The 14,311-nt window shown below is 57.4% G+C and carries 13 protein-coding genes; 5 read left to right on the forward strand and 8 right to left on the reverse strand.

Annotated features, from left to right (window positions below):
• Positions 1–17: 17 nt before the first annotated feature.
• The 6 genes from G6L97_RS20355 to G6L97_RS20380 all read right to left on the reverse strand — a co-directional run bounded on the left by G6L97_RS20355 (position 18) and on the right by G6L97_RS20380 (position 6,134).
• Positions 18–1,559, reverse strand: a complete 1,542-nt coding sequence (locus G6L97_RS20355; RefSeq protein WP_003518309.1) for an aldehyde dehydrogenase family protein — start codon at positions 1,557–1,559, stop codon at positions 18–20.
• An 11-nt stretch (positions 1,560–1,570) separates the two neighbouring features.
• Positions 1,571–2,458 carry an NAD(P)-dependent oxidoreductase gene (locus G6L97_RS20360; RefSeq protein ID WP_013762195.1) on the reverse strand — a complete coding sequence of 296 codons (888 nt, stop codon included), beginning with the start codon at positions 2,456–2,458 and terminating at the stop codon, positions 1,571–1,573.
• 134 nt (positions 2,459–2,592) lie between these two features.
• Positions 2,593–3,504, reverse strand: a complete 912-nt coding sequence (locus tag G6L97_RS20365; RefSeq protein WP_003518306.1) for a LysR family transcriptional regulator — start codon at positions 3,502–3,504, stop codon at positions 2,593–2,595.
• Between the two features lie 62 nt (positions 3,505–3,566).
• On the reverse strand, positions 3,567–4,724 hold the full coding sequence (locus G6L97_RS20370; RefSeq protein ID WP_013762196.1) for a M20 aminoacylase family protein: 1,158 nt from the start codon (positions 4,722–4,724) through the stop codon (positions 3,567–3,569).
• 61 nt (positions 4,725–4,785) lie between these two features.
• Positions 4,786–5,304, reverse strand: a complete 519-nt coding sequence (locus tag G6L97_RS20375; RefSeq protein WP_003518302.1) for a hypothetical protein — start codon at positions 5,302–5,304, stop codon at positions 4,786–4,788.
• Entirely contained in the window at positions 5,301–6,134 is an 834-nt protein-coding gene (locus G6L97_RS20380; RefSeq protein WP_013762197.1) for a DUF3100 domain-containing protein, read from the reverse strand. Before G6L97_RS20380 ends, G6L97_RS20375 begins: the two co-directional genes overlap by 4 nt.
• Before the next feature lie 502 nt (positions 6,135–6,636).
• Here G6L97_RS20380 and G6L97_RS20385 point away from each other — a divergent pair.
• Entirely contained in the window at positions 6,637–7,389 is a 753-nt protein-coding gene (locus tag G6L97_RS20385) for a FadR/GntR family transcriptional regulator (RefSeq protein ID WP_025595140.1), read from the forward strand.
• Here G6L97_RS20385 and G6L97_RS20390 read toward each other — a convergent pair.
• Together G6L97_RS20390 and G6L97_RS20395 are read right to left on the reverse strand one after the other, a co-directional pair.
• Complete coding sequence (locus G6L97_RS20390) at positions 7,386–8,183, reverse strand: DUF7402 domain-containing protein (RefSeq protein WP_060642835.1); 798 nt, start codon at positions 8,181–8,183, stop codon at positions 7,386–7,388. The genes G6L97_RS20385 and G6L97_RS20390 overlap by 4 nt on opposite strands.
• A 10-nt stretch (positions 8,184–8,193) precedes the next feature.
• Entirely contained in the window at positions 8,194–9,981 is a 1,788-nt protein-coding gene (locus G6L97_RS20395) for a heparinase II/III domain-containing protein (protein ID WP_025595138.1), read from the reverse strand.
• A gap of 246 nt (positions 9,982–10,227) precedes the next feature.
• Between G6L97_RS20395 and G6L97_RS20400 the strand changes: the two genes are divergently transcribed.
• Genes G6L97_RS20400 through G6L97_RS20415 form a run of 4 tightly spaced genes read left to right on the forward strand, consistent with a single transcriptional unit; the run spans position 10,228 to position 14,297 of the window.
• On the forward strand, positions 10,228–11,157 hold the full coding sequence (locus G6L97_RS20400) for a carbohydrate ABC transporter permease (protein WP_236759678.1): 930 nt from the start codon (positions 10,228–10,230) through the stop codon (positions 11,155–11,157).
• A 3-nt stretch (positions 11,158–11,160) separates the two neighbouring features.
• Positions 11,161–11,997, forward strand: coding sequence for a carbohydrate ABC transporter permease (locus G6L97_RS20405; RefSeq protein WP_003518288.1), 837 nt, complete (start codon positions 11,161–11,163; stop codon positions 11,995–11,997).
• Between the two features lie 4 nt (positions 11,998–12,001).
• A complete protein-coding gene (locus G6L97_RS20410) occupies positions 12,002–13,174 on the forward strand; it encodes a glycoside hydrolase family 88 protein (RefSeq protein ID WP_003518286.1) in 1,173 nt (390 codons plus the stop codon).
• Between the two features lie 13 nt (positions 13,175–13,187).
• The gene (locus tag G6L97_RS20415; RefSeq protein WP_013762201.1) at positions 13,188–14,297 is read left to right on the forward strand and encodes an ABC transporter ATP-binding protein; all 1,110 of its coding nucleotides are present in this window, start codon (positions 13,188–13,190) and stop codon (positions 14,295–14,297) included.
• The last annotated feature ends 14 nt before the right edge of the window (positions 14,298–14,311 follow it).

The following is a 14,311-nucleotide window of genomic DNA, read 5'->3' on the forward strand; positions in this document are numbered from 1 at the left end:
GCCCGGTCCTACCTTGATCAGCCCGAGAAATAACCGAAGGTGATGACCGGTTCCGCGGCGGTTTCGACCCAGATGCTTTTTGTCTGGGTATAAGCGAGAAGCGCGTCCCTGCCGCTGGAACGGCCGTAACCGCTTTTGCCGAAACCACCAAAAGGCGACATCACGCTGATGGTCTTGTAGCCGTTGATCCAGAATGTTCCCGCCCGGACCTGCGAGGCGACCCGGTGTGCCCGTGCGACGTTTTGCGTCCAGACAGCTCCGGCAAGTCCGTAAGGATTGTCATTGGCGAGCGAGATTGCCTCCTCCTCCGTATCGAATGGCGTAACGCCGACGACCGGGCCGAAAACCTCTTCTTTCGAGATCGTCGCATCCGAAGCGACATTATCGAGGATGGTTGGCGCAAAATAAAAGCCGCCTGTCTCCTCGAGGTGCTCTGGCTTGCGTCCGCCTGTAGCCAGATGCGCGCCTTCGCTGATGCCCTGCTGGACCATCTCGCTGATCTTGTTCCACTGGCGTAGATTGTTGATCGGACCGATCTGGGTTGTGTCGAGATAGGGGTCGCCGACAGGAATTTTCGCCGTTGCCGCCGCATAGCGCTCGATGAACTGCTGATGAACAGAACGATGAATCAGCAGTCTTGAACCGGCAACACAACTTTGTCCCGCGCCGCCAAAGATCGCCGATTGGGCGCCGAGGATTGCGCGGTCGATATCGGCGTCGTCGAAAACGACGTTGGCAGATTTGCCGCCAAGTTCAAGAATACAGGGGACCACATTTTTGGCTGCCGCCGCTGCAATCAGAGATCCCGCATGCGCCGATCCGACGAACACGACAAGACCCGTCTTGGCGTGGGCCACGGCTGCTTGCCCGGCGGTCACGCCCTGGCCCGCGATGACGTTCACCAGGCCGCGGGGCGCTCCACCCTGCTCGCAGAGAAGACCCAGAATGATGGTGCTGAGCGGCGTCAGTTCGGAGGGCTTGATGACGACCGCGTTGCCAGCACAGATGGCGGGCGCGATCTGCCATCCGCCGGTGTTCAGCGGTGCGTTCCACGGCGTGATCTGTACAACCACGCCGATCGGTTCCTGGCGTGTGTAGTTGAGATGGGAAGTCGGAACGGGAATGACGTCGCCATGCAGCTTGTCGCACCATCCGGCGTAATATTCGAACATCTCTGCGACTTTGACGACTTCGCCACGGATATCGCGGATCGGACGGCCAGCCGAGCGGCTTTCGATTTCAGCGATGTCGGCCGAATGTTCGCGGATCGTGCGTGCGATCTCGTTCATGACCCGTCCGCGGCCGGAGGCGGTGAGTTGCATCCATGCGCGTTGCGCTCTGGCGGCGGCATCCATTGCGCTGTCCACCACCGAACTGTCGGCGTCTTTGTATGTCGCGAAGGATTTGCCGCTGGAGGGATCGGTAAGGGTGAGCTCTTCGCCCGAACCGAAGACAATCTCACCATTAACGAAACTGCCGATCTCTTCGGTGCCGATGAAGGCCTTGAGGATTTCGCGAATGCGCGGACCCGGATCGCGGATGATATCTACGTTGCCCATAATGCTCGTCCTTAGTTTGAAGCGGGCTGGAAAGCGCCCATGCGGGTAAAGTCGTCGGAATCTTTCAGGTCGCTGGAGCCGGACCAAAGTTTTGCAACGATCTCTGCCATAGGCAGGTCTGCACCGGTCCTTGCTGCAAGCTCATGCGCAAGCCGAACGTCCTTTCGCATCAGTCCCATCGAGAAACCGCTGTCGAACTTGTCCGACATGATCCACGTTGGGAAATGCACTTCGCTGATCATAGATCGACCCGACGCTGCGTTGAGAACACGTAGCGCTGCTTCGGGATCGATCCCTGCGGCGAGAGCAAGCTTCAGACCCTCACTGGTCGTTACCATGTGTGCTGCGGCAAGAAGGTTGTTCACCAGCTTGGCGACATTGCCCGCGCCGCTAGGCCCCACATGCAGGGCTTTGGCCGACATGGCTTCGATGGCGGGCCTTGCAAGAGCGACGTCTTCGTCAGTGCCACCAATCATCATCGTCAACTTGCCAGAGGCAGCACCGGCGGGGCCGCCGCTGACCGGTGCATCCAGAAAGCCGTGACCAAGCAAGGCAAGCTTTGCGGCAAGCTCGCGGCTCACGTCTGGTTCCGACGTCGAGGTGTCGATGATGATCACCCGCTGAGCGCTCCGGCTTTTCAGGATTTCGATCTGGTCGTTGACCACGCTGGCAACGTCCTTGGCCGTTGGCAGCGAGAAGACCAGGAAAGTGCTCTCTTCAAAGGCATGCGCGATGGTGTCTACGGCAACGACGCCGGACTGCTGCGCCAGCTCTTTCCTCTCTTCCGACAGATCGAAACCCAATGTCCGGAAACCCTTGCCAGCCAGCGTTTGAGCCATGCCAAGGCCCATGCTTCCAAGGCCAATTATTCCAACAATTGTCTGCTTTGCATCCGACATTTGATCGAACTCCCTTTATCTGCGCCGCCGCGTGGCATCGGCTGACGATCATTCAGGTGGGACGTTCTCATCAAAAGGGGACACTCGATAGTGAGGTGTCCGGGTACAGAGCGTTGCGGGTTCAGCAACGCGCATCAGGCTTTGAACGCCGTCATTTCGGCGGCGAGATATCCTGCGAGACTGTCCACCGACCTGGGCAGCCGGCGCCGTGCTTTGACCATCAGGTGGGCGCTGGCCTCGGACAGAAGCGGATCGCTCAGTTCGACGACGCCGAACGCCGACCTCATAAGTTCGGTTGACACGGCGAATCTGGGGAGGAAGGTCACGCCAAGGCCGGCGGCCACGAAGCGGCGCAGAGCATCGATGGACGGCGTCTCGATCAGCGGTGTAACCGCTGCACCACAATTGGCCGCGACACGGCTGACAAGCTGGGTGACGCCGTGTCCTTTGCTGAGCAAGGCGTATTGCGTGTCAGCCAGGCAGTCTTCGAGCGCCACCCGCGGGTTGCTCAACAGCCGATGTCCGAGTGGGGCGACAAGACAAAGCGGTTGCCGGGAAATGGCGAGGGACCGGACACGAATATCGATGACCGGATTGTAGGCAATGCCAATATCCGTATCGCCGTTGGCGACACTATCGAGAACGCCTTCGGTACTTCCCAACTGGACGTCGTAACGGATCGCCGGATAGACGGTGACGAAGGGCTTTAGCCCGTGTTCGATGAGGTCCCCTAGAAAACCCTCACCACAACAAAGCCGGATGCGTCCCCGTTGCACGCCTCTCAGCTGGTCGAGTTGTTCCGAAAGCAGACCATTGTCTTCGAGGATACGTTTGCCATGTTCAAACACCAGTTCCCCGGCCTCGGTCAGTCCAACGCCCCGGCTTGTTCTGTCGAAAAGCGGAAGACCGATCTTCTTCTCTGTATCGGCGATCTGGCGGCTGACGACTGAAGGGGCGACATTGAGATGTTCGGCCGCACTGCGGATCGAGCCGAAGCGAACGACGGCCATAAACATCCGCAGTGCTTTGGCATCCATGGTCTCCATCAAAGCCATCCTGTGCCGGAACGATTATCAGGTCAATGCGCGTTGCTTTTGAAGCAACGCCCTTACGCTGCCTTCAGCTGGTTGTCGACGAGGGATATCCACATCTGAACCCCCAAGGGGAGAAGCGCGTCGTTGAAGTCGAAATAGGCTGAGTGGAGCCCTGGATTTTTACCGGCCTTTTGCGCGCCAAGCCAGAAATAACATCCTGCCTTTTCGCGGAGCATGAAGGAAAAGTCTTCAGCAGCCATGCTCGGCATGGCGTCGACTACCTCGATCCCCGGCATGGTGGAGGCAATATCCCTGATGATTGCGGCGCATCCTGGATCGTTTATCGTCGCCGGATATCGGAAGAGATGATCGACTGTCGCAGTGCAGTCGAATCCGGTTGCAATAGAGGTTGCCAAGGCGTGAATGCGTTTCTCTATCTTTGCGCCGACATCCTCCTCGAACCAGCGCGTGGTGCCGCGGATGACGACATTCTCCGGGATGACGTTCCAGGCGTCACCTCCGTGTATCTGTGTCACCGAAATGACGGCGGATTCCAGAGGGGAGACGTTGCGGCTGGCAATGGTTTGAAGTCCGGAGACGATTTGAGATGCGGCCACGATCGGGTCAGCACCTTCATGGGGCATGGCTCCGTGAGCGCCACGGCCGGTTATCGTGATCTCGAATGTTCCAAACGCCGCCATCATCTGGTCGTCCCTGGCAACGCATTTGCCAAGCTCCAGCGCCGGCCAGTTGTGCAGACCGTAGATTGCGTCCATGGGGAAATCGCGGAACAGGCCGTCCTCGACCATCGCCCGGCCTCCGCCCTCGTTTTCTTCTGCGGGTTGGAAAATGAAATGCACCGTGCCGTCGAAGTTCAACCGGCTGCAGGCGCGGGCGGCGGCAAGCGCCATCGACACGTGACCGTCGTGGCCGCAGGCATGCATCTTGCCGGGTGTGCGGGAGGCATAGGCAAGCCCTGTTTGCTCCAGGATCGGAAGTGCATCGATGTCTGCGCGGATGCCAATCACCTTTGAAGACGTCCCGCGGCTGAGCGTTCCGACCACTCCGGTCTTACCGTAACCCGTGCGAACTGAGTAACCCCATTCGGAAAGGCGTGCCGCGATGAAAGCTGACGTTTCCTGCTCCTGAAATCCCAATTCAGGGTTTTGGTGGAGATAGTGCCGCCATTGAACGGCTTCATCGATTTCCGTGCTTGGAAAGAATTGCTGCATCTAGGTCTTGCTCCTGAAGGATGCAGCCGTCTTTGCAGGACGGCCGCATCTGGTTCCGGTATTATTGCCCACCGATCCGAAGCGCAATGTCTGCGATAAAGACCGAGCCAATATATGTGCCGAACATCACGCAGACGGCGATGATGACGATCTTCCATCCCGATTTTCGTGCGATGTCGAATTCGCCCTTGGTGAGGGCGAGGCCGCCATAAGCCAGTGCGGGCGTCGCAAGAGCGAGGAAGTTAAGAGCCTCTACCTGCGAAATCACCCATGCCGAACCGGGAATGCCCGGAATTGTCACGAGGATCGCAAGCAGCGACGTCCATGCCACGCCCGGCAAGTAGAACGGCATGAAACGGGCAAACAGAAGACCACCGACCGAAACGAGGTACAATATACTCATGCCCGGCAAGGCGGTGAGCGGGTCTGTGCCGGTGCCTACCCAGTTCGAAACGAGGCCGATGAGAGACGCGACCAACAGAAGTCCGGAGTATCGGACGACGTTGATTTTGCGTTCGTCTTCACCCTCGGATGGCAATGTGTGTTCAGCGGACGCAGTGTGGGTTGAGTTCATGCTCATATCTTCGCTCCTGTCTGAACCTTGTTGGCGGGGTCGTGAGGCCGTGATTTCTTATAAAGCCACTCTGTCAACGGAAGTGCCACGAACAGGCCGACATAAAGACCGGTCGCATAGGTGAGGATGTTGCTCGCCGCTGCCAGAGCCAGAATGATGTCCTTGTTTTCCGGCATGACGGTAGCAAGGCTACCCGTGCAGGCTGCCAGCATGCTGCCCGAGCCGACGCCACAGGACATTGCCAGTGCGCGATAATCGAACCATCCAAGCGCATGGATCAGAGGAGGCATGATTGCGAAGACGAATGTACCGATCAGCGTCCCGGTGGCATAGACGCCCATTGCGCCAGCTCCCTCGGGGCTGTTCAGGCCGTAGCGATCGGCAATCAATGCGATGTTCGGTTCGCGGTCGATCGAGTAGGTGGCTCCGATCGCCTCACGGCCCATACGCAGGAGAAACACGGCGACCGGGAAAGCGATCAGGATCGTTCCGAGATTGCCTATTTCCTGCAAGACAAGCGCCGGGCCTGCCTCGATGATTTTCTCGATCTGAGGCCCAACTGTTGTTCCGAACTTCGCAATGAACGGCATGATCGCGATGGTGATCATAGTGCCGGAAAGTTTCACGGCGCTCGGCGGAATGAGCTTTGCCGTCTTCTTTAGAATATGCGGGTTAAGCGCGATGCCGATGGCAAACGCATACAGGATCGGCAGGAACACGACGGTTCCTATGCCGATCGGAACTTTTCGGATGCCGATTATTTCCGCAATGATGACGATGGCCAGGACGATACCGTGAAGCCACCAGCTTCCTGCTGATGTTGGGGCTCTGCTCATATTTTTCTTCCTCTGGTCGGTCGCGCACCGATTGTTTTTCTTTATGTGCACCATCGACGAATATGAAGTGAGCTATGACACTTTGTAGTCCCGGAAGCGGGAACAATGCGTTGCGCGTGCGGCAACAGACGGGCAGTCCGTGAGAGAATTTTGGAACAGTATTTCTCGGGTCCGATAGACAGCCAGGCTCGGGAAACACGTGAAAAATGCAACAGGCCTGCCGCGTGCAATACATACGTGCCGGACGAAGACGCCAGGAAGCCTCCGTTTACTCAGCGGTAAGGAGACCATGCCGAGCCTACGACGCGGCGAATTTCTGGCGGATTTCCCTGTTGCCGATGATGGGAAATGCACGCGATCCGGTAACACGTTCGATTATCAAGCTGCTCATCGCCAATTTTGAACGATATGAGGCATTTGTGCAAAAACTGGTATAATTGGTATGATCATTGAGTTTGAATGAAATTCATCATACATATTTATCATTCTCTATTTTCCATGCATGGTGACCGACGTGCCAGAACAACAAAAACAGCGCAGCAAGTCTTCCGGGTCTCTGGTGACCAAGGTCAGCTTGAGCCTTAGAAACGCTATTGCGTCCGGCCAATATGGACCCGGCGACCGCCTGCCCAGCGAGATCGAAATGACGGAGGCGCACGGTGTCAGCCGCACTGTCGTGCGTGAGGCGGTTACGGCGTTGCGATGCGACGGGCTGGTGGAGGTTCGCCAGGGGGCTGGCATCTTCGTGCTGAAGCGCGGAAAGGAAGTCTCGTCCGCTCCCGGCGTCGATCGCGCCCGACTGTCTTCCGACCTTGAAGTGTTGGAAATCAGAACGCCGCTTGAAATCGAGGCGGCAGGCCTTGCCGCTCTTCGCCGTTCACCATCGCAGGAAGAGGCGATTTTCGACTGTCACGCCCGGCTTCTCGAATGTATTGAGCAGAACCGCTCCATTCGCGAGGCGGATCTGGCTCTTCACATCGCCGTGGCGACCGCGACCAACAATCCGCTCTTCACACAATTTCTCGAGTTGCACGGCCAGGCCGTCATCCCGCAATCCCGCGTGGTTTCCGAAGCCGCGGAAAACGACCAGACGGCCTACAGACGGCTGATCCACAAGGAACATGAGGCGATCGTCATCGCCATATCGGACAGAAATGAACAGGATGCCAAACTGGCGATGCAGGCGCATCTACGCGGCAGCCAGAACCGCTACCGTGACATGATGCGCGACCTGCGGGGCATCGCGCACAGCTAAAGACTTTCCGGAAGATCGGCGCCCCAGACCTCGATTTGCGTCAGTGCGGGAAATGGCGATGGGTCATCCGCTTTTTTAAGATCGTGCAGACGAATCCATTCCACCTGGCGCGGCGAGACTGAAAAAGTCTGGGCGGCTCCGGTTTTTTGCAAGGCGAAGCTTACGCACTCACCGTCGGAAAAGGTGACACTCGCTTGTTTCCACCATGCATCGTGGGGGAAATCCGCCCGCAGATAGAATGTCAGTTGGTCGATCATCACCGCACGGCCAAAAACAAGCGTCAATGAAGCGTCAGGATCGCGATTGATGCCCCAGCTGGTATAGGGCCAAAAACCGTGACCTGCGCTGGCTTTTTCACCATCAATCACATTGCGTGCCGCAAAGGCGGCCTCTCCGCGCGTCTCGGTACTCGCATAGACGTGTGGAAACAGGGCGGTGTTTTCATGTTCATCAAACGGGTTCAAGGCCAGGTTTCTACGGACCCCAACATCCCCGGCGAGCGCACGGCGCGCCGCGATCCGGTGAATGGCGCCGCTGAACGCCTGCGGCGGATAGGATTTTCGCCTTGAGGCGGAAGGAACGGGCAGGACGAATTCTGTCGTTCGTAAAAAAACCAGTGTCGCCGGCATTCCGGCATCCAGGGCAAGCCAGATGTGTCCGGGCTGTGAAACCTCGACGACAAGCCGATCACCCTCGCAATACTCGGCCCTGTAGACGAGAAAAACCTCGTCTTCCGCACCGGTCTGCGCCAAAATCGCGCCAGCCGCATTAACGACCTTGAGTGTAAGCTTCATCGGCACTTCCTTAAGTGATTTTCAGGCAAAGACGGTTGGCTTTAACAGGGATGAGAATGCGATAGATCACCGGCGGCCAGGACTGGCGAAGGCGGGTATCGTCGATCGATATCGTCTCAATGGCCGGGTCGCCCTCGCCGTCGCAGTCCACCTTTCCTAGGTCTGCAAAATTAAAGCCACCCGGTGTGATTTGCGGTTTTTCTGCAACCATCAGCGACAGGACCGCGTCAATTTCGCCCCGATGGTCATCGATGATTTCCACATGGCTGCCGCGCAGCAACCGGACACGGCGACGATAATGCGCGACAGTTGCTGCGGCTGGATATGCACCGGCTATATCAAAGGAAATTTCCGCCTTTCCCTCCGAGAATTCGGCCACAAAATCGCGTGCTGCAAACTCAGGTCCGGCGGATTGCATGACGCCGCCGAAGGTCGGCAGGTTGTGAAAGGCCGATTGCATCGTCCAGATGTCATAGCGCTGCGGGGAAAAGGTTTTGGCGGTGTAGGCTTCCACCCCCACATCGATGATGAATGGCCGGCCGTGTTTGTAAAGCGTGAAACTGCCGACATCGTTATGGTTATGGCTTTCGCCGTTATTGCCTGCCTTGACGGCAAGATCGAAAACACTGTCACGGGCAATCACCAGTCCGATGCCTGAATAAACTATGTCGGTCTTTGTGGGTGCCACGGGCGTAAGCGCTGACAATTCCGGTGTGGTGAGAACCGCCTGAACGCGATACCAAAGGTTCCATTCCTTCGACATAAGCCGGTCCGGTGAGCGGTTCCAGCAGGCGGCAGCGAAGGCCTGAAGCGGGGTCGAGGAAACGGCTTTGCCCAAGAGATATTCCCGCACCCCTGATGTCTCGACCTTCGCCGGCGCATCGGCGAAGTTGAAAAAACGGTCTTCTGCCACATGCATATTGAGGACGAATTCGGCCATGTTTCGCAGCTTCGGCGCATTGAAGAGCGGGGCAATCGAGCCGGGCGCGCAGCTTTCGACAATAGTCATCGCCCCGAACATGCAAAGTGCTGCATGGCCGTAATAAAGAACGCCCTCTTCGCAGGCCCCGTCTTCGGCATAATCCTTCTGAAACGCGTCGAGACTCTCAAGTGCCTTTTCAACCACCGAACGTCGCGTCGGCTGGTCTGTCGGCAAGAGCAGCGTCGAGAGCAGGACATTCTGGGTGATCCAGGCCGTCCAATTGTTCATCCGTTCTGCGCCGTTCCCCATCCACCAGAAATGTCTGTTCAGATATGGTGTCGTTATACGCCGGTCTATCTCTGCGTGAATTCTCGAAACGAGATTCGTATTTGCCCGCTCCAGCTCCGGTCCAAGCAGATGCAGGCACAACGCCAGATTGGCACCCGTTTCCGCAGCGAACAGGTCAATCACTGGGTTTTCCGGGTCAGGCAGAGGGTCACGCGGGCCGCCGCGAATATGGGAATTATGAGCGGGCAATTGCCAGCCGCTTTCCTCGCATATCAGCCACAGGCCATCGATGGTGGCATCGAGAAAACGGCCTTGCCCCTCCGCGCATTCACCAAGAACCAGTGCGTTCAGCTTCAGCCGGCGGGAAAAATAAAGCCACTCGAAACGATCACGATTGCCACTCCCGCTATATTCCCGGTAGTCGCCCGCCAGAATGGTGGACCAGGACTCGCCAAGAGCCTGCACCGCCGCCTCGATAAGGCTGCCGCGAACCGCAGCCGACGCTGAGGAGTGAATTTTTTTCGCTGTGAGTTCTGCCCCGAAATCGGCGAACCGATCGGGCATAAGCCGCATCATTTCGACAAACACGCCCTGAACCTCCCGCGCGTTCCGCAATCCGATGATTGGCTCCTATCATACGTATTTTTGAAAAACTAGAAAATTTGTCTGACTTAATGTAAAGTTGTTTGACCAATATCGATATTGTGTTATCCAGAGCGCGGGAGGCGGCAGGGTGAGGATCCCGCGCCGTTATGGAAAACGCAGCAGCCGACACCTGAGATGCGGTGAAACGGCAGCAATGGGAGGTAGGCTGTGGCAATCGCAACCGCGACCATGTCCGACAAGCAGGCGGCCCCGTATCGCAGGAAAAAAGTCCGCATCGTCTCCAGGCGGCGACGCCGGATCGAGAATGCGCTGGTGGCCTATTCTTTTATTGCGCCCAATTTTCTCGGTTTCGCGATTTTCACGCTCGGACCGATCCTTTTTGCCTTCGTGCTCGCCTTCATGCATTGGGACGGCTCCAATCCAATGCGTTTTGCAGGCCTGGATAATTTCTGGCGGCTGTTCGAGGACAAGGCCTTCATCGCGGCCTTATGGAACACGGTCATTTACACTGTCGCATCGGTGCCGGCCACGCTTGCCTGCGCCCTGGGGCTCGCGATACTGCTCAACCAGAAAATCTTAGGTCGCAACTTCTTCCGCACGGCGATGTTCTTTCCCTATGTGGCGTCACTGGTTGCCGTGGCCGTCGTCTGGAACATGATTTTCAATCCGGAGATGGGTCCGGTCAACATGTTGCTCTATACGCTCGGTCTCGATCCCGCCGATATGCCGGGATGGGCGGCGGACCGGCATTGGGCAATGGTTACCGTCATCCTCTTTGGCGTGTGGAAGAGCATGGGCTACTACATGGTCATCTATCTCGCCGGGCTACAGGGCATCAATTCCGAGCTTTATGAAGCGGCCGGTCTTGATGGCGCCAATTCCTGGCAGAAATTCATCCACGTCACCCTGCCGCAGCTCGCACCGACGACTTTTTTCGTCACCGTCATGCTGACGATCCAGTCCTTCAAGGTTTTCGATCAGGTCTACATGATCACGCAGGGCGGACCGGGAACCTCGACGCTGGTTCTGGTCTATCACATCTACAACGAAGCCTTCATTTCTTGGGACCTCGGTTACTCCAGCATGATCGCCCTCGTCCTGTTCTTCCTCGTTCTCATCGTCACTATCGTCCAGTTCAAACGGCAGCGGGAGGATTGAGCCATGCGTATCATGGGCCGGAAAATCCCCGCCACCACGATCGGCATCTATTTCACGGTGATTATCGTCACCATCGTCATGCTCCTGCCGTTCGCATGGATGCTGTCGGCGTCGCTGAAGCTCAGCCGCGATGTCTTCGCCTTCCCGATCGAATGGATCCCTTCTCAGCCGCGCTGGGAGAACTATGTCGATATCTGGACGAAAATCCCACTGGCGCTGTTCATCTACAATACATCGAAGCTGACAATCATCGTCACGCTGCTGCAATTGCTGACATCCAGCTTTGCCGCCTATGCCTTCGCCAAGCTGCACTTTCCCTACAAGAACACGCTGTTTCTAGGCTATATCGCCACCATCGCCATGCCCTGGCAGGTCTATATGGTGCCGCAGTTTCTGCTGATGCGCGAATTCGGGCTCAACAACACCCATCTCGCGCTGATTTTCCTGCAGGCCTTCACCGCCTTCGGCGTTTTCCTGATGCGGCAGTTCTACATGTCGGTTCCGAACGAGCTTTGCGAAGCGGCCCGTATCGATGGCATGAACGAATACCAGATCTGGGCAAAGATCATGCTGCCGCTCTCGAAGCCGGCGCTCTCCACATTGACGATCTTCACCTTCGTCACGACGTGGAACGACTTCCTCGGGCCGATGATCTATCTCACCAAGACCGAGCTGAAGACCATCCAGATCGGCCTGCGCATGTTCATTTCGCAATATTCGGCGGAATACGGGTTGATCATGGCCGCCTCGGTTGTGGCGCTTATCCCGGTTCTCATCGTTTTCCTAGCATTGCAGCGCTTCTTCGTCGAAGGCGTCGCTTCCACTGGCCTCAAGGGTTGATTTCATGTTCGACTTGACCACGACCGTTCCGAACCCGATCACCGCTGCGGAAATCGACGCCGCGCTCGTAGCCGCCGTCGCACAGGTCCGGCGCAATCTGCCGCAGTTCACCTACGCGGCGCAGAACCACTCGAGCGTGAAGAATTTTTACCCCGCAGTCGCCAACGATCAATGGACCGCCGGTTTCTGGCCGGGACAGATGTGGCTCGCCTTCGAACATACCGGCGACAGGACCTTTCAGCACGCGGCGCAAATTCAGGTGCAGAGCTTTCTTCATCGGATCGAAAACCGCATAGAGACCGACCATCATGATATGGGTTTCCTCTATTCGCCCTCCTGCATCGCCGCATGGAAACTGGTGGGTGACGAGGATGGCAGACGAGCGGCGCTGATGGCCGCCGATCAGCTGATGGAGCGGTTCCAGCCGATTGGTCAATTCATTCAGGCCTGGGGTCGCCGGGATAATCCCAACGAATTTCGTTACATCATCGACTGCCTGCTGAACCTGCCGCTGCTTTATTGGGCAAGCCGGGAAACGGGCCGGGAAGATTATCGCACCGTCGCCCTTGCCCATGCCCGCACCACGCTCGCTCACTCTGTGCGGCCGGACGATTCCACCTATCATACATTCTATATGGACCCCGAGACCGGCGCACCGGTGCGCGGCGTGACGAAGCAAGGCTACAGCGACGAGAGCTACTGGGCGCGCGGACAGGCCTGGGGCATTGCCGGCATGGCCATTTCGTACCGCTACGAGCGACTTCCCGCCTATCGCGAAACGTTCGAGCGGCTTCTTGCCTTCTATCTGAAGCGCCTGCCTGATGATCTCGTGCCCTATTGGGACCTGGTCTTTGCGGATGGCGATGACGAGCCGCGCGACAGTTCGGCAGCGGCCATCGTCGCCTGCGGTCTGCTGGAAATGGCGGAGCTGGAAACGCGGGAAAAGGCCAAGGAGTATCGCGAGCTGGCGAGACGCATGGTGAAGAGCCTGATGGACAACTATTCGGTCCGCGACCCGGCGATCTCCAACGGCCAGCTTCTGCACGGCACCTATTCCAAGAAAACCGCCCACAATACCTGCCGGGGCGAAGGGGTCGATGAGTGCGTCTCCTGGGGTGATTATTATTATCTGGAAGCGCTGATCCGGCTTTCGCGCAACTGGTCTTCCTATTGGTGAGCGCGAGGAACAGATGGCAAGCATTTCCCTGAAAAAACTCAATAAAAGCTACGGCGCGCTCAAGGTCGTTCACGATATCGATCTGGATATTGCCGACAAGGAATTCATCATTCTGGTTGGCCCTTCCGGATGCGGCAAATCCACCACCCTGCGGATGATTGCCGGGCTGGAGGAAATTTCCGGCGGCGAATTGCGCATCGGCGAAGACGTGATGAACGATGTGCCCTCCAAGGACCGCGACATCGCCATGGTGTTCCAGAACTATGCGCTTTATCCGCACATGACCGTCTACAAGAACATGGCCTTCGGTCTCGAGCTTAGAAAAGCGCCGCGCGACCTCATCGATACGAAGGTGAAGGACGCGGCGAAAATTCTAGACATCACCCACCTGCTGAACCGCAAACCCAAGGCGCTATCCGGTGGCCAGCGCCAGCGTGTCGCGCTCGGCCGGGCGATGGTGCGCAATCCGGAAGTTTTTCTTCTCGATGAGCCGCTTTCCAATCTGGATGCCAAGCTGCGCGGCACCATGCGGTCGGAAATTTCCAAGCTTCACAAGCGGCTGGACGCCACCTTCATTTATGTGACCCACGATCAGGTTGAGGCCATGACCATGGCGGATCGCATCGTGGTGATGAAGGATGGCCATATCCAGCAGGTGGATACGCCCCAAAATCTATATGACCGGCCGATTAACATGTTCGTTGCAGGTTTCATCGGCGCACCGCAGATGAACATGCTTCCGGTGACGCTGCACCGCCAGGGCGACGGCTTTATCGCCATATTCGACGGCAACCCATTGCCGCTGCCGGCAGGTATCGATCCTGGGCGTGTACTTCCCTACGAAGGAAAACAGCTCGTTCTGGGCATTCGCCCTGAAAATTTCCACGAATTTGCTCCGGCGGATATCGATGCCGCCAATGTCTCTCCCTTCAAGGCGACAGTGGAATTGGCGGAGCCGATGGGATCGGAAGTGCATCTCAATCTCATCTCGGGCGGTCAAAACCTCGTCGCACGTGTTTCACCGCGCTTCCGGGCGAAGATCGGCGATCCCGTTGAGCTGGTGGCCGATCTGACGAATGCGCAGCTCTTTGATCCCGCCACCGAGCGATCGATCCTTTATTGAACGGGCCGGGAGAA

It is taken from the genome of Agrobacterium tumefaciens (genome assembly GCF_013318015.2).
Classification (GTDB): domain Bacteria; phylum Pseudomonadota; class Alphaproteobacteria; order Rhizobiales; family Rhizobiaceae; genus Agrobacterium; species Agrobacterium tumefaciens.

Bases quoted from the DNA above. Each gene is read 5' to 3' on its own strand.
- G6L97_RS20355 (WP_003518309.1), bottom strand. From the start codon at position 1,559: ATGGGCAACGTAGATATCATCCGCGATCCGGGTCCGCGCATTCGCGAA.
- G6L97_RS20360 (WP_013762195.1), bottom strand. From the start codon at position 2,458: ATGTCGGATGCAAAGCAGACAATTGTTGGAATAATTGGCCTTGGAAGC.
- G6L97_RS20365 (WP_003518306.1), bottom strand. From the start codon at position 3,504: ATGGAGACCATGGATGCCAAAGCACTGCGGATGTTTATGGCCGTCGTT.
- G6L97_RS20370 (WP_013762196.1), bottom strand. From the start codon at position 4,724: ATGCAGCAATTCTTTCCAAGCACGGAAATCGATGAAGCCGTTCAATGG.
- G6L97_RS20375 (WP_003518302.1), bottom strand. From the start codon at position 5,304: ATGAGCATGAACTCAACCCACACTGCGTCCGCTGAACACACATTGCCA.
- G6L97_RS20380 (WP_013762197.1), bottom strand. From the start codon at position 6,134: ATGAGCAGAGCCCCAACATCAGCAGGAAGCTGGTGGCTTCACGGTATC.
- G6L97_RS20385 (WP_025595140.1), top strand. From the start codon at position 6,637: ATGGTGACCGACGTGCCAGAACAACAAAAACAGCGCAGCAAGTCTTCC.
- G6L97_RS20390 (WP_060642835.1), bottom strand. From the start codon at position 8,183: ATGAAGCTTACACTCAAGGTCGTTAATGCGGCTGGCGCGATTTTGGCG.
- G6L97_RS20400 (WP_236759678.1), top strand. From the start codon at position 10,228: ATGTCCGACAAGCAGGCGGCCCCGTATCGCAGGAAAAAAGTCCGCATC.
- G6L97_RS20405 (WP_003518288.1), top strand. From the start codon at position 11,161: ATGCGTATCATGGGCCGGAAAATCCCCGCCACCACGATCGGCATCTAT.
- G6L97_RS20410 (WP_003518286.1), top strand. From the start codon at position 12,002: ATGTTCGACTTGACCACGACCGTTCCGAACCCGATCACCGCTGCGGAA.
- G6L97_RS20415 (WP_013762201.1), top strand. From the start codon at position 13,188: ATGGCAAGCATTTCCCTGAAAAAACTCAATAAAAGCTACGGCGCGCTC.